Below are 22392 nucleotides of genomic sequence, written 5' to 3' on the forward strand. Positions count from 1 at the left end.
GCTTATCCGGCCTTGCGCGCGGGCGTCTTGCGGGCGGTCTTGGTCGCCTTGGCGGCCTTCTTGGCCGGTGCCTTGGCCTTCTTGGCGGCCGCTTTCTTCGGCGCCGCGGCGGTGCTGGTCTTTTTGGCCGGGGTGCGCTTCTTGGCATCCAGGCTCTTCTGCAGCAACGACATGAAATCGACCACGTTGGTGGTGGCGTCTTCGCGCGGCGCCGGCTCGTCCTCCACCCTGGCCGTGCCGCCCTTGGCCTTGATCCGCTTCTTCAGCAGCGTCTGCAGGCGCGCGCGGAATTCGTCGTGGTAGTCCTCCGGTGTCCACTTGCCGGACATCGAGTCGATCAGCTGTTCGGCCATCGCCGTTTCCTTGCTGCTGATCCGGTACTGCGCCAGGCTGCCGCTGGGCAGCGTGTAGTCCTCCGGGTCCACCAGCTCCTGCGGGTAGCGCAGGATCATCAGCACCAGGCCGTCGCCATGCGGCATCACCGCGCACAGGTATTCGCGCGTGCGCACCACCACCCGCGCGATGCCCACCTTGCCGGTCTTGCGCAGCGTCTCGCGCAGCAGCACGTAGCCTTTCTCGGCCTTCTTGGCCGGCACCAGCAGGTAGGGCTTTTCGTAGTAGCGCGGGTCGATGGTCGCCGCATCCACGAACGTCTCCACCTCCACCGCCTCGTGGCTCTCCGGCGCGGCCGAGCGGATGTCGTCTTCCTCCAGCACGACATAGCTGCCCTTGTCGTACTCGTAGGCCTTGACGATGTCCTTCCACGGCACTTCCTCGCCGGTATCCGCATTGACCCGCTCGAAGCGGATCGGCTTGCGGTCACGCGAGTCGAGCATGCGGAACTGCAGGTCCACCTTGCGCTCGCCGGACATCAGCGACACCGGGACATTGAGCAACCCGAAGGACAGCGTACCGGTCCAGATCGGTCGGGCCATGGCGGCGCCACTCCATGCAACAGGGGAGGGCAGCTGTAACCCGCTCCCCGTGAAACGCCTGTGTCGGCCCCGTGCAGGCGGCCTTTACGCGCTACTGCAGCAGGCCGTGCACGGCGGGGGCCGGCATGTGGTCCAGCGCCAGCCAGGCGTCCTCCACGATGCCCCGCGCCTGCCGCCAGCCCAGCCGCGACTGCCCGCGCATCTGTTCCCAGTGCTCGGCCAGTTCGCCGTCGGTGTCGTCATCGCCGCCGCGCGGCCAGTCGGCGTAGTGGGTGGTCAGCGCGAAGGCATAGGCCGGGTAGAGGTCGCGCCAGCTGCGGTGGCCGTGGCCACGCCGGCGTTCGTAATCGTTGCGCATGTACTGCAGGTAGTCCTGCGCCACCGACTGGGCCTCCTCGGTGCGGTCGCGGCGCACGCGAGGCGCACGCCGTGCCGGCTGCAGGTAGGCGTTGAACAGCGCGGGGACGGGGCGGCGGTCCAGGCGGGGCATGGCACGACTCCGGCAGTGCGTGGGGCAGGCAGGAATAGCCCCGTCGCCGTTAGCCAGCCGTGACAGATCCGTTCAAGGCGGGCGATTCGCAGGGACTTCACCTGGCGCGCGGTGTAGTGGTCGCCCCCGTCCTGGAGAGATCCCCATGCAACGCGATCCCCTGCGCGAAGCCAGCGCCCCGGTACCGGGCGAACAGCACGCCAAACATGACAACCAGGATGCCGAAGACCGCGGTGCCGGCATGCCGGCCCCCGCCGATCCGGACCACCTGCCGGTGGTCGCCGGCCCCAGCCACGGCTACCGCGACCGCAAGGACCCCACCGGCACGCCGCATCCCGGTGGCCGCGAACACCCCGAGCAGCGCCAGGCGCGCAAGGCGCACGCCAGCGACAATCAGGACGAGGCACTGGACGAGACCTTCCCCGCCAGCGATCCCACCTCGCCGTTCGTGCCGGCCAAGGTGCCGCGCTGACCGCTCCTGCCGGCGCCGCTCAGGCGCCGGTCACGGCGCCCACTGCCACTGCAGGCCCACTCCGTAGCGGCGGTCCGGGCCGGGCTCGAAATAGCGCTGGTTGCCGTCGTTGACGATCACCGAGCCGATATACCGCTGGTCCAGCACGTTGTCGATCCGCGCGAACACGCGCAGCGTGCCCTGCGGGGTGCGCCAGCGCCGCGCCGCTTCCAGGTTCAGCAGGGCATAACCGGCCGCCGATTCGGTGGCCAGGTCGTTGACCACGGTATCGCTGGAGGCCACCACTTCGGCCGCCCACTGCCAGGGCCCGGGCCGGTATTGCAGGCGCGCGTTCCATTGCTGTCTGGGCACGCCCGGCAGGCGCGCACCGGCGGCCACCGTGGCGCAGCCGGTGGTGCCACACAGCGCATACGGATCGCGCACCGTGGCCGCCAGCCAGGTGTAGGCAAGCGCCAGGTCGGCCTGCGCCCCCAGCGGCTGCACCAGGCTGGCCTCGGCGCCCTGGCGGCGGGTCCGGCCGATGTTGCGGTAGGTGCTGCGGCCCCCGCTGTTGCTGGCGACCGCCAGCTCATCGCGGGTATCGGCGCGGAACAGGGCCGCTTCCAGCTGCGTCCCGCCCTGCGCATGCCACTTGCTGCCCACTTCCAGGTTGCGGCTGCGCGCGGCCGCCAGGTCCAGCGCCAGCCCGGCCTGGCCGTCGGCGCGGTAGCCCAGCTCGTTGAAGGTGGGCGTCTCGACGCCACGCCCGGCCGAGGCATACAGCCGCCAGGCATCGGTGGCGCGGAACACCACGCCGGCCACCGGGGTGGTGGCGTCGTAGCGGCGGGCGCCGCTGTCATCGGGGTTGGTGGCCGTGATGTAGCGGTCGCGCGAGCGGAACCGCACGGTGCTGTGGCGCACGCCGAGCAGCATCGACCAGCGCGGCGCCAGTTGCCACCAGGCCTGGGCGAACTGGTCCAGGTTTTCCACGCGGTCGGCCTGGTCGCGACGCAGGCGGCCCTTGATCCCCACCTGATCGGCGACGAAGTTCTCGTAACCGCGTCGATCCTGCGCCTGGCGGTCGGCATTGGCGCCGATCACCACGTCCAGCGGGCGTCCGGCCCATTGCCCCTGCCAGTGCCAGCGCGCGTCCACCCCGCCGTAATCGCCGTCCAGGTCGATCACCCCGCCGGCATGCAGCGGGTTGGCCTGCGGTGCCGGCGGAATGGCCAGGTACTGCACCACGCTGCGCTGGCCGGCATAGCCCATCGCGCGCCAGGTGTGCGCGCCCTCGGTGCGGGTGAACACCAGCCCGGCCTGGGCCTGGCGCACGGATTTGCGCGTGTTGTACTGGGTGGCCACCGCCGTGGCCTGGCGGGGATCGGCGTTGACCTGGGCCCGGCTCAGGCCCAACGGGTCCTGCGCGTCGGGCGCGTCCACGTAGTTCAGCACCAGGTCCAGCTGGCCCCCGCCCACCGCCGTGCCCAGCCGCGCGTTGAGCGACTCGCGGCGGGCCGCGCTGTGCGCACGCCAGCCGTCGGTGCGGAAATGGTTGGCGGCCACGTTGTAGTGGATCGGCCCCTGCTGGCCGCGCAGCTGCGCCCCGGTGCTCAGCGTGTTGTCGCTGCCGGTGTCCAGCCGCGCCCGCCAGGGATCACCGGCCGCACCGTCGGCGCTCCATATCTGCACCACGCCGCCGGACGAGTTGCCATACAGCGCCGAGAACGGGCCGCGCAGCACCTCCACCCGCTGCGCCGACAGCAGGCTGGCGTGCGACAGCTGGCCCTGGCCGTCGGGCATGGTCGCCGGCACCCCGTCCACCAGCACGCGCACCCCGCGCACGCCGAAGGTCGAGCGTGCGCCGAAGCCACGGATCGAGAGCTGGGTGTCCTGCGCGAAATTCTGCCGGTCGCGGGCCACCACGCCCGGGATGCCGGACAGCGCCTCGGATACCTGGGCCAGGGCGCCATTGGCATCGTCATCCAACCAGACGGTGGTGATTGATGCGGGCAGGTCCACGTCCTCCACCTGCTGCACCCGGGCCGCCTCCACCTGAACGGTGGGCAGCCGCTGCGCGGGCGGAGCGTCGGCGGCAGGCGCCTGCGCCTGTGCCAGGTTCGGCATCAGCAGGGCCGAAAGTAGTCCACAGGGGGCAGAAAGCAGGGGAAAACGACGCATGCGTGCAGGGGTCCTCGGCGGCGGGTCGGGCCGCACGCCATGGTACGGAAGCAGACGTGACGGCCGCCGCCGCGCCCTCGGCGTGGCTTTGTTACGATGGGTCGGTTTTGGCTGATTCTGCCGCAACCTGCGTCGCGACAACCTCCCCCCTTCCGTCATCCGAATGAGTACCGCCGTGTCCTTCTTTGCAAATGTGGAACTGGTCCCGGGCGACCCGATCCTGGGCCTGACCGAGGCATACAACGCCGACAGCCGCCCAACCAAGGTCAACCTGGGTGTGGGCATCTACTACGACGAGAGCGGCCGCATCCCGCTGCTCCGCGCCGTCAAGCAGATCGAACAGCAGCTGGCCGATGAAGCCAAACCGCGCGGCTACCTGCCGATCGACGGCCTGCCGGCCTACAACCAGGCCACCCGCGAGCTGGTGTTCGGCAAGGAATCCCCGCTGCTGGCCGCCGGCCGCGTGGCCACCTCCCAGACCATCGGTGGCAGCGGTGCGCTGCGCGTGGGCGCGGACCTGCTGCACAAGCTGCTGCCGCACGCCACCATCGCCATCAGCAACCCGAGCTGGGAGAACCACCGCGCCGTGTTCGGCGCCGCCGGCTTCGAGGTCGTGGAATACAGCTACTTCGACCCGGCCACCCACGGCGTGGATTTCGACGCCATGCTTGCCGACCTGGGCAAGCTGCAGCCGGGCACCGTGGTGCTGCTGCATGCCTGCTGCCACAACCCGACCGGTGCCGACCTCACCGTCGCGCAGTGGACGCAGGTGGCCGCGCTGTTGAAGGACCGCCAGCTGTTCCCGTTCATCGACATGGCCTACCAGGGCTTCGACAAGGGCATCAACGAAGATGGCGCCGCCGTGCGCATCATCGCCGAGGCCGGCATCGACAGCTTCGTGGTCGCCAACTCGTACTCCAAGTCGTTCTCGCTGTATGGCGAGCGCATCGGTGCGCTGTCGGTGGTGGCCCCGGATGCGGCGTCGGCCAAGGCCGTGCAGTCGCAGGTCAAGCGCATCATCCGCACCATCTATTCCAGCCCGTCCAACCACGGCGCGGCGCTGGTATCCGGCGTGCTCAACAGCGTCGAGCTGCGCCAGGTGTGGGAAGCGGAACTGACCGAGATGCGCGAGCGCATCCACGCCCTGCGCCATGGCCTGGTGGAACACCTGGTCGCCGCCGGCGCGCCGCAGTTCGCCTTCATCAACGACCAGGCCGGGATGTTCTCCTACTCCGGCCTGAGCCGCCCGCAGGTGGACCGCCTGCGCGATGAGTTCGGCATCTACGCCGTGGGCACGGGCCGCATCTGCGTGGCCGCGCTCAACCAGGGCAACCTGGCGTACGTGGCCAAGGCCGTGGCGACGGTTGCCAAGGGCTGAGCTTCAAGCGCGGTGAGATAAGGAACGGCCGCCCGGTGCGGCCGTTTTTTTGTCTGCGGCGCGCGCGCAGGGGCTCCGCGTCAGCGTCATGGACGGTTGTAATCGCTTACGTGCGCGCCTTGCCTCGTAATGCCTGCGGCAACGGGCGACAATACGGCCCCCGAATGTCTTTGGCAGCCCTTCCATGTCCCGTTCGTCGCTTACCCGCTATCTGATCGAAGAGCAGCATGCCGGCCGCATCAACGCCGACCTGCGCCAGTTGATCGCCGTCGTGGCCCGCGCCTGCACCAGCATCTCCATCGCGGTCAGCAAGGGCGCGCTCGGTGGCGTACTGGGCGAAGCGGGCACCGGCAACGTGCAGGGCGAAGCGCAGAAGAAACTGGACGTGATCAGCAACGAGATCCTGCTCGAAGCCAACGCCTGGGGCGGCCACCTCGCGGCCTGCGCCTCGGAGGAAATGGACCACTGCCAGCCCGTGCCGGACACCTATCCGCGCGGCGACTTCCTGCTCCTGTTCGATCCCCTCGATGGCAGCTCCAACATCGACGTGAACGTGTCGGTCGGCACGATCTTCTCGGTGCTGCGTTGCCCGCCGGGCACCGAACAACCCAACGACGACAGCTTCCTGCAGCCGGGCACCGCCCAGGTCGCCGCCGGCTACTGCATCTACGGGCCCAGCACGCAGATGGTGCTCACCGTCGGCCATGGCACCCACGCCTTCACCCTGGACCGGGAGAAGGGCGAGTTCGTGCTTACCACGCCGGACATGCAGATCCCCGCGGACACCCAGGAGTTCGCCATCAACATGTCCAACCAGCGCCATTGGGAAGCGCCGATGCAGGGCTACGTGCAGGACCTGCTGGCCGGCAAGGAAGGCGTGCGCGGCAAGAACTTCAACATGCGCTGGATCGCCAGCATGGTCGCCGACGTGCATCGCATCCTCACCCGCGGCGGCATCTTCATCTACCCGTGGGACAAGAAGGACCCGTCCAAGGCCGGCAAGCTGCGCCTGATGTACGAAGCCAACCCGATGGGGCTGCTGGTCGAGCAGGCCGGCGGCGCGGCCACCACCGGTCGCGAGCGCATCCTGGACATCCAGCCGGACCAGCTGCATCAGCGCGTGCCGGTGTTCCTTGGCTCGCGCCATGAAGTGGCGGAAGCTACCCGCTATCACCGCGAGCACGACACCGCGCAGGGCTGATCGCAGCCCGGGACCGGTGCGACGCCGGTCCCGTCCTGCCGTGTGCACAGCGCACATGGCAGCGGCGTGACATCGGCCCGCGCAGCGGTCACCATCGGGGCCAGATGCCCACGGATGACCCCATGACGGCCGACACGCAGCCTGACTTCATCGAAGTAATCCACAACGCCATCCCCGCCGAGACCTGTGCCGCCATCCAGGCGCGTATGCGAACCAGTGCACAGTTGCGGCCCGGGGAAGTGGGCAGTGGCGTGTTCCCGGAACTCAAGCACAGCAAGGATCTGCGCATCACCGGCGATGCCGCGTGGCGCGATGTGGACATGCTGCTGCAACAGGCCGTTTTCCGCGGCGTCATGAGTTATCTACGGCGTTATCCACAGGCCCTGATCTCGCCGCTGATGTTGCAGATCCAGGACAGCGACGGTAACCCGCGGCGGCTGGCCGCCGAGGATTTCACCGCCATGGACGACGCCACGCTCTCCGACCTGGCCCGCACCTGCCTGCGCCCGGGCGCCATCAACCTGCAATGGTATGCGGCAGGCGAGGGCGGCTATCCCTATTGGCATTGCGAACTGTACCCGCGCGACCCCGCCGCCGAGACCCTGCATCGCCACCTGCTGTGGACGCTCTATCTCAACGACGATTTCGAGCAGGGCGAAACCGAGTTCCTGTTCCAGGGCCGCAAGATCGCCCCGCGCACCGGCAGCCTGTTGATCGCGCCCACCGCCTTCACCCACACCCATCGTGGCAACCGCCCGCAGGGTGGCGACAAGTTCATTGCGACCAGCTGGGTGCTGTTCCAGAGTGCGCAGAAGCTGTTCGGAAACAGCGGCTAGGCGGGGACGCTGGTCGCATTTCGTCCGACTCCGATTGGGTTGCGGTGGCGGGCGCCTGATAATTCCCGTCAACTATGCATCCCGTTCGGGAGGAGATTTGATTTGTCCTCGTATATCAACCAATGCATGACCCGCGCTACTTCGTCGATTGCCGATCTTCGCCGCAAAGGGCAGGTGGCAAACATCCTTGAGGTGAGCGCGGATGTGTGGGGCGGCATCCAGATGGGTGGATTCAATCATGCGCAACGCGATGTGTTCGCCGGTCTTCCTGTCCAGGTGAAGCACAATCTCGTCGATCACATCCAGGCCGTACATTTCGTAGGCTGGATCAAGCTCGAAGAGGGTGTGGTCGAAGGGCGGACGGTGACGCTCAGCGTCTATCTTCCCGATGCAACATTTGGCGTAAGCACCACCCAGTTGAACACGACCGTGGTTCCTGGATATGCATCTGACAACAGCCACGTATTTCCGTCGATCATCGATGCCGGAAGTGCCATCGAGGTGCATGGGAGGACGGCTGCAGCGCTGGTGCCGGAGCTGGAGAAAATAGGCTTTTCAGCGCAAGCTGCGCACGCCATTGCATCTACCGCTGCGGCCAGATGGCCTTAGCTGGTCCGACCTTTCAGAACAACGACCCCTGCGGCGAATCCTCGCGCGGCGGCAGCGGCCGCACGAACTTCCCGCAATCCAGCCGCGGCCAATGGCTGTTTTGCGCATCAAACCCCAGCCGCTTGCGAGCGAGCTTGAAGCGGCTGGACAGCAGATCGGCATACACGCCCTCACCGCACATGCGGCTGCCGAATTCGCTGTTGTAATCCTTGCCACCGCGCAGCTGGTTGATGGTGCTCATCACGTGCGTCGCGCGGTCCGGGTGGTGGGTGTCCAGCCAGTCGCGGAACAGCGGCGCCACTTCCAGCGGCAGGCGCAGCAGCACGTAGCCGGCGGTGGAGGCACCGGCATCGCGCGCGGCTTCCAGCACCGCTTCCAGCTCGGCGTCGTTGATCCACGGGATCACCGGGGCCACCATCACACCCACCGGGATGCCGGCCTCATGCAGCCGGCGCATCGCGCGCAGGCGTGCATGCGGGGCCGAGGCGCGCGGTTCCAGCTTGGCCGACAGGTGCGGGTCCAGCGAGGTTACCGAGAAGTGCACGCTCACCAGGTTCTGCTCGGCCAGCGGTGCGAGCAGGTCGATGTCACGTTCGACCAGCGCGTTCTTGGTGATGAGCGAGAACGGGTGGCGCGTTTCCAGCATGACCTCGATCAGCTGCCGGGTGAGTTTGAGCTTGCGCTCGATCGGCTGGTAGGCGTCGGTGTTGATGCCCAGGGCGATCGGCTGCGGCACGTAGGACGGGCGCGAGAATTCCTTGCGCAGCAGGTGCGGTGCGTTGGTCTTGGCGAACAGCTTGGTCTCGAAGTCCAGGCCGGGCGACAGGTTGAGGTAGGCGTGCGACGGCCGGGCAAAGCAGTACGAGCAGCAACACTATATGTGTTTGGAGAAAAATGTTCAGCGCTTCGCACCCGGGAGAGGAGTCCTCTACAGACTAACTGCGCAATACAGGCATCTTGTGCTCCAGCCCAAGGCAATGACGGCTAGGTTAGCGGGGCGTTGTGGCTACCTCAGATTCCGGCTCCGCGATTAGACCAGTTCAGGATGAATTCCTCCTGCTCCGCCGTCTCCACCGCACCAGGTCGCACCGAGCGAACCTTAGCAATTGCATCGATGCCATCTGAGGCAAAGCCTGTTTCAATGAGGAGCATCGACGCCACGGTGCCGGCCCGACCCAGCCCGCCTTTGCAATGCACCACGATCCTGGTTCCAGACAAGAGCTTGGTTGCGAACTGTGGCCCTAGGGATCGCCATGGCCCAAGGAGTCGCGCGTCAGGAGCCGCACCATCTGTAATTGGCAGGCCGTGCCACATCAAACCGTGGGCTCTGGCACGTTCCGCCAAAGAGGTGATTCGCAGCTCCTCGAACTCCCACGGCTCAATCAACGTGATCAGATGCTGTGCTCCCCACTCCGCGATCGACGCGAGGTCGACGTCCAGGTCCCGAGCCCAAGAGCCAGTCATTGCTACTTCCTGATGTTTTCCTGGTGCAAAGGTGACGCCGATCCCACCGCCGTTCGCGCCGACAGGTAAGGTGGCAATCTTCAGTGGATGGGAGATACTTGTTCTGCTCATTTGCGCTCTCCGAAATTAGTAGGCCTTGGGGGCGACAAGCAAACGCTGCTCCCTTTTGATCTCAATGTCCATCTGTGAGCCTAGTGGTGGGGCCAAGGTCTAGTGGACGGCTCAAGCACGCTAGTGATCTAGGGGGAATGAGCCGTGCACGGCCCTGTGCGCCACGGGATCCTCTATTACTGATCGTATGCGTTCCGCCGCTAAGCGAACCGAGGGCCAAGTATCAGTAGCGACGACTTGGACCGCGACCCGTTACTTCTTTCTGGAATACAGAGTGACAGGACCCCGTATGGGATGCACTGGTTCTCACGCTGCGGAATGCTTGTGCAGAGCCCTCACCCTGAAAATCTCTACTCTCAGCAATGGGCAGTCTTTCGCGCCCAGATATGGCTGCAGGCTCGACGTCGCTCGCCTGAATTTTCGGCGTCGCCGATGTCCGCTTTCGGCCAGAAGCGGACGTTATCGGTCAAGCCAAGGTTCGAGCGCGCGGCCTCGACGTTGCCTTTCGATGCGTAGCGTGCGCCGTTCCTCCCGCAATCACACAAACAATCTGGACCAGCAGTCTCCGAACAGAGTGATGGCGAGACCCGTCACCAAGGTTCTACCCCGATATCACGGACGGTTCTAAAAGAGCTGCAACCTTTTGATCCTGCCTGGCGATCCTTCGCCGCATCCTTGGGTTATGGCGTCGCTCGATGTAGTCAAACACATCCGCTCGTGCTGCATCCAGTGTAGGATAGTTGGTTCGATAAACTCGCTCACGCTTGAGTAACCCAAAGAAGCCTTGGCAGGCCACATTGTCGCCGCAATGTCCCACAGCGCTCATCGAGCAGATCATCCCGTTAGCCGCGAAGTATGCCTGGTAATCACCGCCGTGGAACTGACTGCCACGATCCGAATGCAGGATGACTTCGTGGGCGCCTTGACGCTGCGGTCGACGGGCATGCCGATAATCATCGCGATGGACCCGTCGACAATCTCGCACTAGCGGCCGTTGATCTCAAGCACTTGAAGGACACGCGCAATCACAGGATTGACTCCCGGTTCCACCAGCGCATCGCTATCGCGAATCTCGTGTATCCCGCCGGCAATCTTTGCATCCAGCCGATCCCGGTCCTTGGCCCTGAGCCCATCCCACCAACTGGGCCTGCAGAAAACGTTCTCCAGATGCTCCAATGCCAGGATCAAAGCGGCCGAAGCCTTCCTCTCCTCAGGTAGTGCCTTGAAACTGTCCACCAACTGGGCTGCCGAGCTCCCGGAACCCCCGAACCATGCCAGGATCATGCACGTACTTCGCCCCACCACGCTGATGTTCAAGGCCACTTGGCTGAAGTGGCCACCTTCGCGCAGGCTAGGCAGCCTTCGACCGGCGAAGTCTATCTCAGCCACAAACACGCCAGCAGCCGCAAACGGAAGAACCTGATCAAAGCGGATGGCGTAGACACTCAACTGCCGCAGGCCGAATTCATCACCATAAGCTCGAACGTAGCGCTCATGGAGCGAGGTAATGTCACACATCCCGAGCTTGATGGAGTCTTCCAGCGCCTGCAAGACGTTCTGGATCCTGCTCTGCTGCTCAAACGTCTCGCCGCGGTCGATAACGCGGCGTTTGAGATCATTCAGTTGCAGTTGGCGTGCCTTTGACGATAGTTCGAAAGCGGCTGCGCGCAACGAAAGAATAAAGCTTGAGCGTAGATCCAACGGAGAATCGACGTGCTCTGCATACTCAAAGAGTTCATTGTCGTGCTTGCTGCAGTAGCCTGGAAAGACCGATGCCTGCCTGACGCCCAGCTTCTCAAAGCCAACGACGCCATTGGTCCTGTTCATTCGTTCAAAGCCACGCTTTGAACTGTATACGTGCCCCGATTCGGCGATGGCCGCCAAGCCCCCACTGCGTTGGATTGTGTGGGACAGAATCGGCCCGGGACTCGAACAGACCTCGGGGGACGCCTGAGGATGACGGCACACCCGAATCGGCTCCTCCCGGTTGCCGAGGTCATGAAGTTCGCCGCTTGTTACTGGGGCCAATTCACCCCGAATCTTATGGCATTGATCCCAGGCAAGCCCGGATCGGCACCAGCACGGCGCAGTGGGATCATTGGGCTCCACGATTGCGCCCAAGGCATTCGCCGCGGCTATCTGATCCCAGATTGCAAACGTTCTCTCAACAACATCCTTGAAATCTGGCATGGCCATCCTCCGCTCGTGTTCGCATTCTATGCCAACAGTTACCCACACGATGGCTATCTGGGAAAGCCTCCCTCTTCCGAAGTCCAGAAACAAACACAGCAGCATTGCTGCAGTTGAAGACCTGACGAGGTCGTGGAGATGTGGCGATGGTGTATGGTCAAAATCCTTTCGAAGTTTCGAACGCCGTAGCGGCGTACTCAAGCCGTCCTCACCTCTGGAGGGTCCTTTTGAAGCCGTTCAGACAAGTACGGCGGCAACATTGATGAAGATATTCAAGGAGCAGGAGACCATTTCTAATCGAATGGCGCTCCTCTCCTACGGTCGCAACCAGAGTCTTGACGTGCTGAAGGTCGCTCGAAGTCTTCAGGACACGGTGAGCTCAGTGTTTGATGCTCATCTGGCGGCGGAGCAGGACAGGATGAGAGCCTCGCATCTGGCCGACGAGGCGCTTCGATTTGCCACTTCAGTGGCGGCACACGAACGCGCCCTTGAGGCGGCCGTCCAAGAGGTTGCTGGCCAGTCGATCAAGAATAAGATGCTCAATCGTATCGACCCGGCTGAGCATGCCTGGCAGCTTCTGCAGCGCCAAGGTGAGACTCGTAGCATAACGGAGTATCTGAGCACAGCGCAGCGGGATAGGGCCTCGCTCGTCAGTGATCTAGTTGAATCGTATCTCTCCTCAGTCGAGTGCCGGGCCGACGCCATTGAACCGACCGAGGACGCCGCCGCGACAACTGATGCGGGCACTGACGGTGCCTACAGCGTGGCGTTGGAGCAGGCGACCACGCAGAGCACGGCTATGGAGGTCTTGGTTAACAGAGTTGTGGCATCGCCGCTTGGCTCGAAAGATGGTCAGGCTGATCAGCACAGGATTGCCCAACTCACACTTCTGCTGGCCCTCGTCTTTGGACTTATGGACAACCTTCGGTGGTACCTCGACTACATGGAGACGCAACGCGAAGCTGCCGAGTCAGCAAAAGAGACGGCGGCCGTGGTGGCGCAACAGACGCAGGCATCACAAGCGGTCGATTGCCTGAACCGAACCCTTCAGGTCCTTTTGGAGCAGGCCATTGATAAGAAGATGTGCGTAGTCAAAGAGCGTCCGGCAACGATTCGTTCCCTGCCAGGCGAAGGTCTGACGCTTGGCACTGCCTATCCCAATCAGGAGGTTCTTGTTACCGGTAAGAGTTCGCGCTCGGCGAAGATTCGGTATCGAGACCACGTGGAAGACCGAGAAGTAGAAGGTTGGGTGTTGAAGCACTACCTTCACCCAGTAGGCAACTCAGATTGCGGCTAAGACTGCGATCGAGATAGCCATTTACTGGAGCGGGACGATGCAGTATCACTGTTGCCCTTCAGCTTGAGGCATACCGGCACCAGTTGGCGACAGAAAGGGATGGCCGGCTTGGATGAGCCGGCGCGCGCGCAGCGCTCGGCCGCTACCGATTTCCCTCAACGTAAGACTTCCAACCAGTTGCCCGTAGCCGACAAGCATCGCATTTCCCGCAGCCGTAGCCCCAGTCGTGCAGGACGGATCGGTCGCCGGTATAGCATGTATGGGTTTTCTCGTTGATCGCACTGACCAGTGCGCTACCGCCCAAGTCTTCGGCGAGTGACCATGATTGGGCTTTGGTGATCCACATCAGGGGGGTATGCACGACGAATCTCGACTCCATGCCCAGGTTTACCGCCAGTTGAACCGCCTTGATTGTGTCATCGCGGCAATCCGGATAGCCCGAAAAGTCGGTCTCACAGACCCCCGTGACGATGTGCTTTGCGCCTCGACGGTAGGCCAGCGCAGCAGCCAGTGTCAGGAAGACAAGATTGCGGCCTGGGACGAAGGTTGCAGGAAGTCCTGCGGTGCGAAGCTTGGTCTCGCTTGCTCCGGTGAGCTCTGACTGGCTGATCTCACCGATGATGCCGGCATCATGGACGTGGTCTGGACCCAGCCGGTCCTTCCATTCGGGCCTGATGTTGCGGATGGCTTCTCGTACTCCCTCCCGGACGGACATCTCGATGTCGTGCACCTGGCCATAGTGAAATCCGAGTGTCTCCACATGGTCAAACCGATCCAGAGCCCATGCAAGGCACGTGGCGGAGTCTTGTCCACCAGAGAACACCACCAAGGCAGAACGCTGATCAATGCCACCATTGTCCGACTGAAGTTCAGTCACCATCGTGCTCTCCAAGGTACTCACAGGACTCGCCGTTCTGACCACGCTTGACGACGACCTTGTGCAGGCCTGTGAAGTCGTGAAGGTCGCGCCAGATGAAGTAGGCAATGTTCTCCATTGTAGGCGCGCCCATTTCTTCGATCTCGTTCAAAAAGACATGGTCAATCTTCGCATTGGTTTGCTGGATGCGCCGTTCGAAGTCCCCCATATCGATCACCCAGCCCCGCGCATTGCGCGGACCCCGGGCCCAGACCTCAACCTGGTAGGAATGACCGTGAATCCGCCGGTACCGGGGATCGCCATCGGGACCTGCGTCCAACTGGTGCGCAGCATCGAAGTGAAACTCTTTGCAGATGTTGAAAATTGGCTCGCTCATGGGATGCCTAGGTACTTGTGCGTCTGCATGCTCAGCCGCCACCTCGGGTGCGCCTTACAATACTCGACAGCTGCTCGCGTGTTTTCTGCTTGGTCCGGTCCGTCCATGGGCTGGAGGAAGTACTGGTCGGCCACAAAGTGCTCGAACCTCTCCGGCGGGGCGTCAGGCTGGGGGTACACCAGCTTGAGTTCATTGGCCCGCGTGACCTTCAGCGGGGCCGATCCTTTGGGGCTAACGGTCAGCCAGTCAATTCCTCCAGGCGGCTCAAGGGTGCCGTTGGACTCGACCGCGCACTTGAACCCCAACGCATGCATGGCGCGGATGAGGGGCTCGTCGAGTTGAAGCAGTGGCTCGCCACCGGTGAAAACAACCAGGCGGTTCTCGATTGCGTGGTGGGGCCACAGGTCGGCGATCATGTAGGGCAGAGTCCCGTCATCAGGGTACTTCCCGCCGTTGAGGCCATCTACCCCGACGAAATCCGTGTCGCAGAAGGTACAGGCTGATTTGGAGCGGTCCTTTTCTCTGCCAGACCAAAGGTTGCAGCCAGAGAACCGGCAGAACACTGCTGGTCGACCCGCCTGGAAACCCTCCCCTTGAAGGGTGTAGAAGATTTCCTTAACTGCGTACATGGGCTTTGACTCCCTTTGGGTTCTCCACTGCCTCCCGAGCCTTCTGGACCAGGTAGAAGGTCAGAAGCTTCCAGTCCGCTGACACCTGCTGCAGGCCGTTCCAACGCCGGCGTTCCGGCCCGAATACCCACTCACCCTCCGTCCAGGCGGTCGCCGGACGCAAGGCCGTCAACGGTTCAATGAACTGTTCGCGAGTCGTGGCCCCCAGCGCAGAGTGCAGGTACTCCATGACAAAGCCCATCGCTGTGATGCCTACGCTATGAATCAACCGGGACGTCGTGGGGGTATGGTCCTTCCAGGCATCGTGGAAGACGTGGCGTACTGCATGGAAATACTCGCTGATCAGCTCCGATCCATGGCTCTGCAGCAGCTTGTGGTCATTTCGGTACATCCGGAGGGCACCATCAGACATCGAATTCATGATCAGCTTCTGCATGACCGTGTCCTGGATGACGCCGTGCGGAGTGGTCTGGCCACGAATCATGCCGCGGAGAGACGAGCCTTTTCGGAAGTTCAGAGACGCAACCAGGTCCGACGCTTCACGGCGCGACTCCAGGCGGAAAGGCATTCCCCCTTGGCGAGCCAGGGGAAGCAGTTCATAGATCATCCCCTTGTTTAGGGGTTTGGTGTTGTTGATAAGGATGAACTGCTGGGTCAGCTCCTCCAGGCTCTCGCAGATGAAGGCTGAAACCGGTACCTGGAAGCCGCCACGCCCGATCTCGCGCAACGCGCTGAATCGCTGCTGGCCATCCACGATGAGGCCCGGGGCACCCTTGCTGATGTCCACCACCAGTTGAGTCGATCCGTCTTTTGCCTTCCTTACCTTGGCGCCGCCGACGAACCCGAGCACGATCGGATTGGCCAAGATGGCGTCAGGGCGTGCGAGGTAGTCGCCAATCTCGCGGATGTGCTTTGCGATCTGCGGACGCTGGAAGCCGGTCGGTAGGCCCTCCTCGTCGCGGGCCAGGCGCTGAATAGTGGCGATCTGGTCGATCTGGTCTGCGGTGGCGACGAAAAATGCTACTTGGGAGTCGGGCGACTGCTGCGGGGCAATGGCGGTGAAAGTCAGTTGCTTGGTCATGCTGCGAGCCTGTGAGCGAGAAGGTGTTCGTAGAACACATGTAGATTGTGGAACCCGCGGCGCTTGTTGCGGTTGCTGCTCCTGAACAGAAGCGTCTCAACACCGCCTTCAGTGCAGACCCGGCAGTTGCAGCGTGTCCAAGGCTGCTCAGTCAGCGTGCGGTGGTAGATGGCGCGCTGCTTAACGAGTGAGCGCATCTGGCTGGCATCGTCATGGTCTTCGCGCCAATTCAAAGCCTTCCAGTACGCAAGAATGTTATCCAAGGCCGGTTCGATCGGCATCTTTCCGCCTGCGAAAGTGCGGACAGAGTCCAGGGCAGCCGCCTCTAGTTTCATGGCCACTTCCTGATTCAAGACGCCGCGGCGGGCCTTGGCCTTGAGTTTGTTGTTGTCGCGGGCTTGGGGGACACGGATGGCGGTGTAGTAGCTCAACTGGCCTTCGCTGTCGCGTGAGAAGTAGTTCTTCACCGCATCCTTAAACGCCCTCACCAGGGGTGACGTAGTGTCAAAGCTGGCAATGCCGTACTGCTCGAACTCGGCCAGATTCTCAATCTTTCCGAATCCGAGAAGATGTAGCTTGACGTGACCGGGAATGGCCTTACGGATCGCCGACAAAGCGGCATGGATCTGCGGGATCTTCAACGGCACCAAGCCTCCTACGGCGAGGTAGGTGTAGCCCATCTTCACCAACTCAGCGGCTGCATGGCCCATGCTGGGCCCGGACCAGCCTTGGATGACTCCCATCGGGATGAAACCCTTCAGGCGCTTGCTCTCAGCGAAGAACTCGCTGGCCAACTGCAGCGTCAAGTCGTAGCGGTCCAAGACATCCTGCGGCATCTCAGCGCGGGACCGGCCGGTTCCCTCATCAAAATCGAAGATGATGTGATCGACCGAGCAACCGTGGGTGAAGCCGCCATCGGCGTAGAACTCCATGGTATCGATGGGGGTGTACGGGGGCACGGCTTGGTCGCGGTAGGTAAAGGCACCGCAATCGCCAAACAGCAGGCTATCAGGGTACTTGTCCAGTGTGTAGCGCAGAAACTTGCGTGCGCCTTCTCTGCGGAAGCGCATCACCTGGGGCAAGGTGTACTTTCCTTGATGCTGGATGTCCCCGACGACGCCTCGAGAGACCAGGATGCCGTCGTAGGGGGAGCGCTCAAGGAACTCGTGCGGGTACTCATCGTCCCATTGCACCACCCGTCCCTCGGAGGTGCGGTCACTGGCGAAGTCGAAGTCTGGATCAACGAAGTCCAGTGCATCGGCGTAAATGAACTTCATTAGGCCATCTGCCTTAGGTTGTGTATTTGGGAAAGGCGGATCAACTGGTCGCTGAGCAGGCGGATGTCCTTGGCGGTGCTTTCGACCTGGTTCCAAGCACAATCCATGTCGGACCATCGGCCAGACGTCCACGCGCAGTCTGGTGCCATGCTTCCAAGCACAGACAGATAGAACTGTTCCTCGCTGCCTCGCTTGGTTAGACGGGGGCTGAGGTAGTCCATCAGCGCGCCCAAAGCGGTGATGCCAGCGCTGTGCAGGAGGCGACTTTGCTCGGGAGGCAGGCCCCATGCCTCAGGGAATGCTCGCTTGATCGCATTCCAGAAGCTAAGTACCTGGCCGTACATCGCGGTAGGATCGGTACTTCCGCCATCGAGAGACCGGTATGACGCAAGGGCACCCAATGGCTGGTGGATCTGCTTTTGCAGCATCCGCACCAAGGCCGAGTCCATCACAACGCGAGCGGGATCCTTGGTGGTCGTTGTGCGCCGGATCAAGCCGTGAAACGGTGAGTCAGGATCGGTGTCCAACCGGTCCACGAGCGCACTGGGTATCTGACGCATGGCCATGTCAGGAGGCAATCGCCTTGCATCGAGTTCAGGAAGCAGTTCGTCTACCAACCGCTTGGGCAATGGACGTGCCTTGTTTACCAGGATGAACTGCTCGCGTTGAACCTGAAGATCGTCGGATACGAACGCGATCACCGGAACCGGGAGGTCGCCATCAATTGCTCTGGCCAGAGCAGTGGAACGCTGTTGTCCGTCCACGATCCATGCCAGCTTGGTGCCATCGCGGGCGACAGGAAGCTTCAGGACACCTGGATCGCCACACGCAATCAGTCCCTCCGGCGAAGGTCCCCGAGAGCGGGTAAACGTGGCCTTGGGTGACAGTGCCAGCAGAATGGCATTGGGGAACAGAACATCCCCGCTATTGAGGTAGTCAACCATTGCACTGATGTGCTTCTGGATAGCGTCTCGCTGGAACCCATCAAGGCCGTCCTTTGATCGCTCCAATCGCGACACATCCGCGATCTCCAGTACTTTTGCACCTGGTAGGAAGAACGCATACAGCGACACGCCCGCCTGCTTGCTGCGGACAGCCCGAACAGATGCCCCGATACTGCGGCTCATGGTGTCACCTGTGAGTAGATTCTACGGAAGCGCCGCTCTTCGGCGGAGCGCAACTCCACGTCACGCAACCGACGCAACGCTTGGGAGAAAGACAAGCCGTGGGCACGCCAAGGCACCATAAGTGCCTTCAGTTCGTCGTCCCCAATCGGCTCCCGCTTGACGGAGGCGGAGCGGGCAATGCCGCTAAGCGCCGCATCGATGAGGGTCTGGTCTTGCTCTGCAGTACCTTCCGTGCGCTTGGCGACCAAACTAACGAAGTGCTCCAGGGCCCGCGCAGCACCGTCCAGCTTGATCCCGGGCACTATCTGGTCAAGGCGCTCGTCGTACCGCATCACTTGAGCGTGCAAGATCTTCGGTAGCACCTTCTCTATTCCGCCACCAAAGAACCGAAGCTTGGCAATCTGATCTGCGGGCAAGGCAGCCAAGATCGGGCCGACCATCCTTACGTACGGCTTGGTGAGTGCGATCAGGACCCGCCCACTATCGCTCAGGGCTGTCTCCAATGCTGAGACGGGGTGAGCAAAAGGGCCGCGCTGGATCTGCTGCCACCACAGGGCCTGGTCAAATCCGCCTTGAACACGGGCCTGGATGGAATCACTGGACTGCTCAGACAGAGTCAGGTCGTAACCGGGCACTGGTTGTTCGGCACGGACAAGACCAAGCCCAGCCGATACGATCCACATGGGCTTGCCAAGATGCCTGGAGGCCCGCCACACACGCTGCAGTCCAGACCCCAAGTACAGGTCCTTGGCGGGCACAAGCTCCAGTTCTGACCGCGCAGTGGCAGCAAGCCAAGCCCGCGCAACCTCGGCTTGACTCCCCAGAGGCAGATCTCGCCCGCGAGGTCCCCTCATTGACAGTTTCGCTTTGCGGGCGCTGCAGTTCACCAACAGGCAGCCCACCGCGCCTTTAGAATCATCACCTTTATAATCAATCATTTAGGCTCTCTTGGGCGGAGGGGTGTGATGAGGTGGGCGCAAGTTGAAGCATTAGCTCACGGAGCGGAAGAGAGATCAAGAACCTCATTGCATTTTCGCCGATGCGTGCAGTAATTAAAACTGTCGCATAGGGCTGCGGGCGGCAAAGTTGCAGTTTTCTACCCTTGGGCCTAGTTGCCGTAGGCGGGTCTGGAAGTGCCAGGCGTACCTGCCGTACCATGGGGTATAGCCGCAGAGCGGTAACGCGCACAGGGCACCGCGCAGGGACAGCGCCTCTCCTCCTCGTTGGACGTCTGTTCCTCATGTCGCTCAAGAGCGCGGTCACACTGGTCGGGACTGCCATCTCGCTGCACGGCGCGGGGCTTTCCTGACGGGTTGGACCGCGGTTTGTTTGCAACTGGGTGCAGGATCACTGCATTAATAGGGGGTAGTCGTGAATGACACGGTGTTCGAGTACGTCGCGCAACTGTACGAACCGCGCGAGGGCGCGGGCCAAGTTCTGCTGTTCGTCGCACCCGCCGGTGAAATCCGTGCTTGGGCTGGGGTGCCGCGAAAGGCATTTGACTATCAGCATGGCTTTCAGCGGACGCTGAATCCCTCACGAATCGAAGATGTCGCTGCGTTCTTTAAGGAGGACGCGAAGAACATCACACCGACGTCGGTGGTGGTTGGGCTTACAGGCGGGGTGGAACTAGAGCCCATTGCCGGGGTCTCAGCCTCGCACAGCGCAGTGGTACGCATCAAGATTACAACCGAGGACTTGGAAGGCGTGCCAATCGCTGAGTTGGCGGATAAGGTGCTTGCTCATCTACGCGAAAGGCTTCCGCTCGACGTTGTTAAACTGATCGATAGCGATGTGGCATCTGCGATGGTTGAGGCGATCCGTCTCGAGGAATCCCAAGAGGTGGAAGAGACGGCTGCCGACGAGGCCGACGGCTTGGTCCAGCCGGAGCGAGGTGCCACTGCCAAGTCTTACCTAGGGGACTTCTACGCGCGATTGCTAGGTTACAAGAACGGACTGCTGCCTTGGCCGCAAGAAGACCAGTTGAGACAAGTCCTGTACTCCTTTCTCCGCCCCGGGATCATTGTAGATGGGCAGCACCGTATTTTTGGTGCCGCAATGGCGGATGAGGGAATTCTTCTTTCTGTCTGCGCAGTACCGAATGCAAGTTGGGCTGAGAGCGTTTATCAGTTCGTGGTGATCAACCAGAAGGCGAGGCCAATCAAACCTGCCTTCCTCAGTTCCATCATCGCCACTTCGCTCAACAACGAAGAGATCAAGAGCGTCTACAGCCGACTTGAGACGTCAAAGGTCAAGGTCGAAAGTGCGGGCGTCATGGAGCGTATCAACACGGATGATGCTTCGCCGTTCAAGGGGATGATTGATTTCCAGGTGGAAGGCGCTCCAGGTTTCCTTCAGTACCCGGGTATGTCCAACCTTGTAAGGGACTTCAAGAACATTCCTCGGTCGTATCCAATTCTGCTGGCCGACGCGACGTGGTCCACGGCAGAGGGCGAATGGCTGGACCACTTCTTTGCGTTTTGGCGTGGCACACGAGCCTACTTTGAAGGCAAGGATGCACGGCTCTGGCAGGAGTCCACGGATGCAAATCCATCAAATCTTCTTAAGATTGTCTCCTTGCAAGAAATTCAGGGACTAGTCTTGTCGAACTGGGCAGATGCTAGGGATAAGCAACTTTCCAAGCCTGAACTGACGCAGCAGTGGGCGTTCAACTACTGGACGGACTTCCCTTCTACGTTCTTCTCTGACGAATGGAAGAAGAAGGGTCTGCAGACCACGGTCGGGCGTCGAATTCTTCGTGACGCCATCACTGAGACGAGGCGAAACATCGGCCGAAAGGCGTGGGGGCATCGAAAGCTCGGGCTCTTCCAGGAGTGATTCATGGACTGGATCGATTTAGCGCTAGCCCAGGATGAGACGAGTCTCAGTCAGGCGCTCTCGGGACTCTCTGCGGAAGATCTGAAGCACGTCAAGGGACAACTTCTGACCTTGCTGCAGGCAGATGAACAGGATTTCGAGCGGTCAACCGTTCGAATACTGATCGAGCGTGCCAGGGCCTTCGCTTTGCCACTTAGCCTTTGGATGCGCCCGTCCGACGCATCATCGAGCATTCGCGACGCAGGCGATCAGCACTTCACCGCTCATGGTCTCGTATCCACGGAAGATCGGCTCAACTTAGTGCAGGGCCTCTACCAGAGATTCAAGGTTAGTACGCGCAGCAAGGGCGCGAAGGTGACCGCAGCAAAGCTTGAGTCGGCAGGTTTCCGCTGTCAGATATGTGGCTTGGGCTTCTGCAATGAGGACTTGGAAGAACAGGTCATTGTGTCGCCCCATGGCTACAGGGGCGTGCCTAACCCGGACCCAAACAAGCTGCACTGGACTAACCCGCAGTACCGCCGCCCCTCGATCGATCATGACTGGCCGATCTCGACTTACGGCGACAACTCACCGCAGAACCAGAGAGTCGTCTGTGTTGGATGCAACGGAGGGAAGGCCAACTTCGTTGCATTGGAGCAGACATACGCATGGACCGGAATGATCCATAGGACGCAACTGGAGGGCAGGGTTGTCTCCCTGGCGCTGTTCTACGCCCAACTCCGCAGGCATCCGATGTGCAGTCGCACCGGTGCTACGGCCGCGACTACCGAGTTGAGCGTTGACCTGAAAGACCCGGCCCGCCCCGTGGTGCTGGACAACCTCATCACCGTCACCGGGCGGAATAACTGACTACGGGTCGCACCTGCCTCGTGCCGTTTGCTTAGATCAACAACGACCATGGCGTGCCCATTGCATGCCAATGTGGCGCGGCTACTCTATGAGAGCGGCTGGCGACCTAGGCAAGGTGTGGCGCTCAGCGACATCTCAGACAAAGATTGATCGCAGCGCGTTGCCCCTTACGGAGCGCGCACTGCGAGCATTTTTACT

20 protein-coding genes and 2 pseudogenes are annotated in these 22392 nt (G+C 62.1%); 8 read left to right on the forward strand and 14 right to left on the reverse strand.

Annotation, left to right across the window (positions count from 1 at the left end):
* Positions 1-2: 2 nt before the first annotated feature.
* Positions 3-935: a Ku protein gene (locus RSA25_RS01545; RefSeq protein WP_332807163.1), complete on the reverse strand. Its 933-nt coding sequence runs from the start codon at positions 933-935 to the stop codon at positions 3-5.
* A gap of 91 nt (positions 936-1026) precedes the next feature.
* Complete coding sequence (locus tag RSA25_RS01550) at positions 1027-1425, reverse strand: hypothetical protein (RefSeq protein ID WP_332807164.1); 399 nt, start codon at positions 1423-1425, stop codon at positions 1027-1029.
* Between the two features lie 145 nt (positions 1426-1570).
* Here RSA25_RS01550 and RSA25_RS01555 point away from each other — a divergent pair, with 145 nt between their 5' ends.
* Positions 1571-1897, forward strand: a complete 327-nt coding sequence (locus tag RSA25_RS01555; protein ID WP_332807165.1) for a hypothetical protein — start codon at positions 1571-1573, stop codon at positions 1895-1897.
* A gap of 30 nt (positions 1898-1927) precedes the next feature.
* Here RSA25_RS01555 and RSA25_RS01560 read toward each other — a convergent pair whose 3' ends face one another.
* Positions 1928-4054, reverse strand: coding sequence for a TonB-dependent receptor (locus RSA25_RS01560; protein WP_332807166.1), 2127 nt, complete (start codon positions 4052-4054; stop codon positions 1928-1930).
* A 175-nt stretch (positions 4055-4229) separates the two neighbouring features.
* Here RSA25_RS01560 and RSA25_RS01565 point away from each other — a divergent pair, with 175 nt between their 5' ends.
* The 4 genes from RSA25_RS01565 (at position 4230) to RSA25_RS01580 (ending at position 8078) form a co-directional block, all read left to right on the forward strand.
* The gene (locus RSA25_RS01565; protein ID WP_332807167.1) at positions 4230-5432 is read left to right on the forward strand and encodes an amino acid aminotransferase; all 1203 of its coding nucleotides are present in this window, start codon (positions 4230-4232) and stop codon (positions 5430-5432) included.
* Positions 5433-5616: 184 nt separating this feature from the next.
* A complete protein-coding gene (locus RSA25_RS01570; protein WP_332807168.1) occupies positions 5617-6633 on the forward strand; it encodes a class 1 fructose-bisphosphatase in 1017 nt (338 codons plus the stop codon).
* Positions 6634-6755: 122 nt separating this feature from the next.
* The gene (locus tag RSA25_RS01575; protein ID WP_332807169.1) at positions 6756-7469 is read left to right on the forward strand and encodes a 2OG-Fe(II) oxygenase; all 714 of its coding nucleotides are present in this window, start codon (positions 6756-6758) and stop codon (positions 7467-7469) included.
* 126 nt (positions 7470-7595) lie between these two features.
* Entirely contained in the window at positions 7596-8078 is a 483-nt protein-coding gene (locus tag RSA25_RS01580; protein WP_332807170.1) for a hypothetical protein, read from the forward strand.
* Positions 8079-8091: 13 nt separating this feature from the next.
* Here RSA25_RS01580 and RSA25_RS01585 read toward each other — a convergent pair.
* The 4 genes and pseudogenes from RSA25_RS01585 to RSA25_RS01600 all read right to left on the reverse strand — a co-directional run.
* A pseudogene (locus RSA25_RS01585) lies at positions 8092-8946 on the reverse strand (PA0069 family radical SAM protein); the annotation flags it as partial.
* Positions 8947-9089: 143 nt separating this feature from the next.
* Positions 9090-9653, reverse strand: a complete 564-nt coding sequence (locus RSA25_RS01590; protein ID WP_332807171.1) for a cyclin-dependent kinase inhibitor 3 family protein — start codon at positions 9651-9653, stop codon at positions 9090-9092.
* 601 nt (positions 9654-10254) lie between these two features.
* A pseudogene (locus RSA25_RS01595) lies at positions 10255-10584 on the reverse strand (IS3 family transposase); the annotation flags it as partial.
* A 53-nt stretch (positions 10585-10637) separates the two neighbouring features.
* A complete protein-coding gene (locus RSA25_RS01600; RefSeq protein WP_332807172.1) occupies positions 10638-11843 on the reverse strand; it encodes a hypothetical protein in 1206 nt (401 codons plus the stop codon).
* Positions 11844-12105: 262 nt separating this feature from the next.
* Here RSA25_RS01600 and RSA25_RS01605 point away from each other — a divergent pair, with 262 nt between their 5' ends.
* Positions 12106-13140: a hypothetical protein gene (locus RSA25_RS01605; RefSeq protein ID WP_332807173.1), complete on the forward strand. Its 1035-nt coding sequence runs from the start codon at positions 12106-12108 to the stop codon at positions 13138-13140.
* Between the two features lie 142 nt (positions 13141-13282).
* On the opposite strand, the gene queC is transcribed toward RSA25_RS01605, so the two are convergent.
* The 7 genes from queC to RSA25_RS01640 are packed head-to-tail and all read right to left on the reverse strand — an operon-like array spanning position 13283 to position 19190.
* The gene (gene queC, locus RSA25_RS01610; RefSeq protein ID WP_332807174.1) at positions 13283-14020 is read right to left on the reverse strand and encodes a 7-cyano-7-deazaguanine synthase QueC; all 738 of its coding nucleotides are present in this window, start codon (positions 14018-14020) and stop codon (positions 13283-13285) included.
* Positions 14010-14393: a 6-carboxytetrahydropterin synthase gene (locus RSA25_RS01615; RefSeq protein WP_332807175.1), complete on the reverse strand. Its 384-nt coding sequence runs from the start codon at positions 14391-14393 to the stop codon at positions 14010-14012. Before RSA25_RS01615 ends, queC begins: the two co-directional genes overlap by 11 nt.
* Positions 14390-15022, reverse strand: a complete 633-nt coding sequence (queE, locus tag RSA25_RS01620; protein WP_332807176.1) for a 7-carboxy-7-deazaguanine synthase — start codon at positions 15020-15022, stop codon at positions 14390-14392. Before queE ends, RSA25_RS01615 begins: the two co-directional genes overlap by 4 nt.
* Positions 15009-16103: a DGQHR domain-containing protein DpdB gene (gene dbpB / locus RSA25_RS01625; RefSeq protein WP_332807177.1), complete on the reverse strand. Its 1095-nt coding sequence runs from the start codon at positions 16101-16103 to the stop codon at positions 15009-15011. Before dbpB (RSA25_RS01625) ends, queE begins: the two co-directional genes overlap by 14 nt.
* Positions 16100-17380: a tRNA-guanine transglycosylase DpdA gene (gene dpdA, locus RSA25_RS01630; protein ID WP_332807178.1), complete on the reverse strand. Its 1281-nt coding sequence runs from the start codon at positions 17378-17380 to the stop codon at positions 16100-16102. The genes dbpB (RSA25_RS01625) and dpdA overlap by 4 nt, the downstream gene beginning before the upstream one ends.
* The gene (dbpB, locus tag RSA25_RS01635) at positions 17380-18507 is read right to left on the reverse strand and encodes a DGQHR domain-containing protein DpdB (protein ID WP_332807179.1); all 1128 of its coding nucleotides are present in this window, start codon (positions 18505-18507) and stop codon (positions 17380-17382) included. Before dbpB (RSA25_RS01635) ends, dpdA begins: the two co-directional genes overlap by 1 nt.
* Positions 18504-19190, reverse strand: coding sequence for a hypothetical protein (locus RSA25_RS01640; protein WP_332807180.1), 687 nt, complete (start codon positions 19188-19190; stop codon positions 18504-18506). Before RSA25_RS01640 ends, dbpB (RSA25_RS01635) begins: the two co-directional genes overlap by 4 nt.
* A 688-nt stretch (positions 19191-19878) precedes the next feature.
* Here RSA25_RS01640 and RSA25_RS01645 point away from each other — a divergent pair.
* On the forward strand, positions 19879-21345 hold the full coding sequence (locus RSA25_RS01645) for a hypothetical protein (protein ID WP_332807181.1): 1467 nt from the start codon (positions 19879-19881) through the stop codon (positions 21343-21345).
* 3 nt (positions 21346-21348) lie between these two features.
* On the forward strand, positions 21349-22194 hold the full coding sequence (locus tag RSA25_RS01650) for a hypothetical protein (RefSeq protein WP_332807182.1): 846 nt from the start codon (positions 21349-21351) through the stop codon (positions 22192-22194).
* Positions 22195-22392: the final 198 nt, after the last annotated feature.

Source organism: Stenotrophomonas sp., assembly GCF_036662295.1.
GTDB lineage: Bacteria > Pseudomonadota > Gammaproteobacteria > Xanthomonadales > Xanthomonadaceae > Stenotrophomonas.

Excerpts from the sequence above, each read along its gene's own strand:
- dpdA (WP_332807178.1), bottom strand. The coding sequence starts at position 17,380 with ATGAAGTTCATTTACGCCGATGCACTGGACTTCGTTGATCCAGACTTC.
- queE (WP_332807176.1), bottom strand. The coding sequence starts at position 15,022 with ATGTACGCAGTTAAGGAAATCTTCTACACCCTTCAAGGGGAGGGTTTC.
- RSA25_RS01600 (WP_332807172.1), bottom strand. The coding sequence starts at position 11,843 with ATGCCAGATTTCAAGGATGTTGTTGAGAGAACGTTTGCAATCTGGGAT.
- RSA25_RS01545 (WP_332807163.1), bottom strand. The coding sequence starts at position 935 with ATGGCCCGACCGATCTGGACCGGTACGCTGTCCTTCGGGTTGCTCAAT.
- RSA25_RS01580 (WP_332807170.1), top strand. The coding sequence starts at position 7,596 with ATGACCCGCGCTACTTCGTCGATTGCCGATCTTCGCCGCAAAGGGCAG.
- RSA25_RS01590 (WP_332807171.1), bottom strand. The coding sequence starts at position 9,653 with ATGAGCAGAACAAGTATCTCCCATCCACTGAAGATTGCCACCTTACCT.
- RSA25_RS01560 (WP_332807166.1), bottom strand. The coding sequence starts at position 4,054 with ATGCGTCGTTTTCCCCTGCTTTCTGCCCCCTGTGGACTACTTTCGGCC.
- RSA25_RS01640 (WP_332807180.1), bottom strand. The coding sequence starts at position 19,190 with ATGTGGATCGTATCGGCTGGGCTTGGTCTTGTCCGTGCCGAACAACCA.
- RSA25_RS01570 (WP_332807168.1), top strand. The coding sequence starts at position 5,617 with ATGTCCCGTTCGTCGCTTACCCGCTATCTGATCGAAGAGCAGCATGCC.
- RSA25_RS01575 (WP_332807169.1), top strand. The coding sequence starts at position 6,756 with ATGACGGCCGACACGCAGCCTGACTTCATCGAAGTAATCCACAACGCC.
- RSA25_RS01555 (WP_332807165.1), top strand. The coding sequence starts at position 1,571 with ATGCAACGCGATCCCCTGCGCGAAGCCAGCGCCCCGGTACCGGGCGAA.
- dbpB (WP_332807179.1), bottom strand. The coding sequence starts at position 18,507 with ATGAGCCGCAGTATCGGGGCATCTGTTCGGGCTGTCCGCAGCAAGCAG.
- dbpB (WP_332807177.1), bottom strand. The coding sequence starts at position 16,103 with ATGACCAAGCAACTGACTTTCACCGCCATTGCCCCGCAGCAGTCGCCC.
- queC (WP_332807174.1), bottom strand. The coding sequence starts at position 14,020 with ATGGTGACTGAACTTCAGTCGGACAATGGTGGCATTGATCAGCGTTCT.
- RSA25_RS01650 (WP_332807182.1), top strand. The coding sequence starts at position 21,349 with ATGGACTGGATCGATTTAGCGCTAGCCCAGGATGAGACGAGTCTCAGT.
- RSA25_RS01615 (WP_332807175.1), bottom strand. The coding sequence starts at position 14,393 with ATGAGCGAGCCAATTTTCAACATCTGCAAAGAGTTTCACTTCGATGCT.
- RSA25_RS01550 (WP_332807164.1), bottom strand. The coding sequence starts at position 1,425 with ATGCCCCGCCTGGACCGCCGCCCCGTCCCCGCGCTGTTCAACGCCTAC.
- RSA25_RS01605 (WP_332807173.1), top strand. The coding sequence starts at position 12,106 with ATGAAGATATTCAAGGAGCAGGAGACCATTTCTAATCGAATGGCGCTC.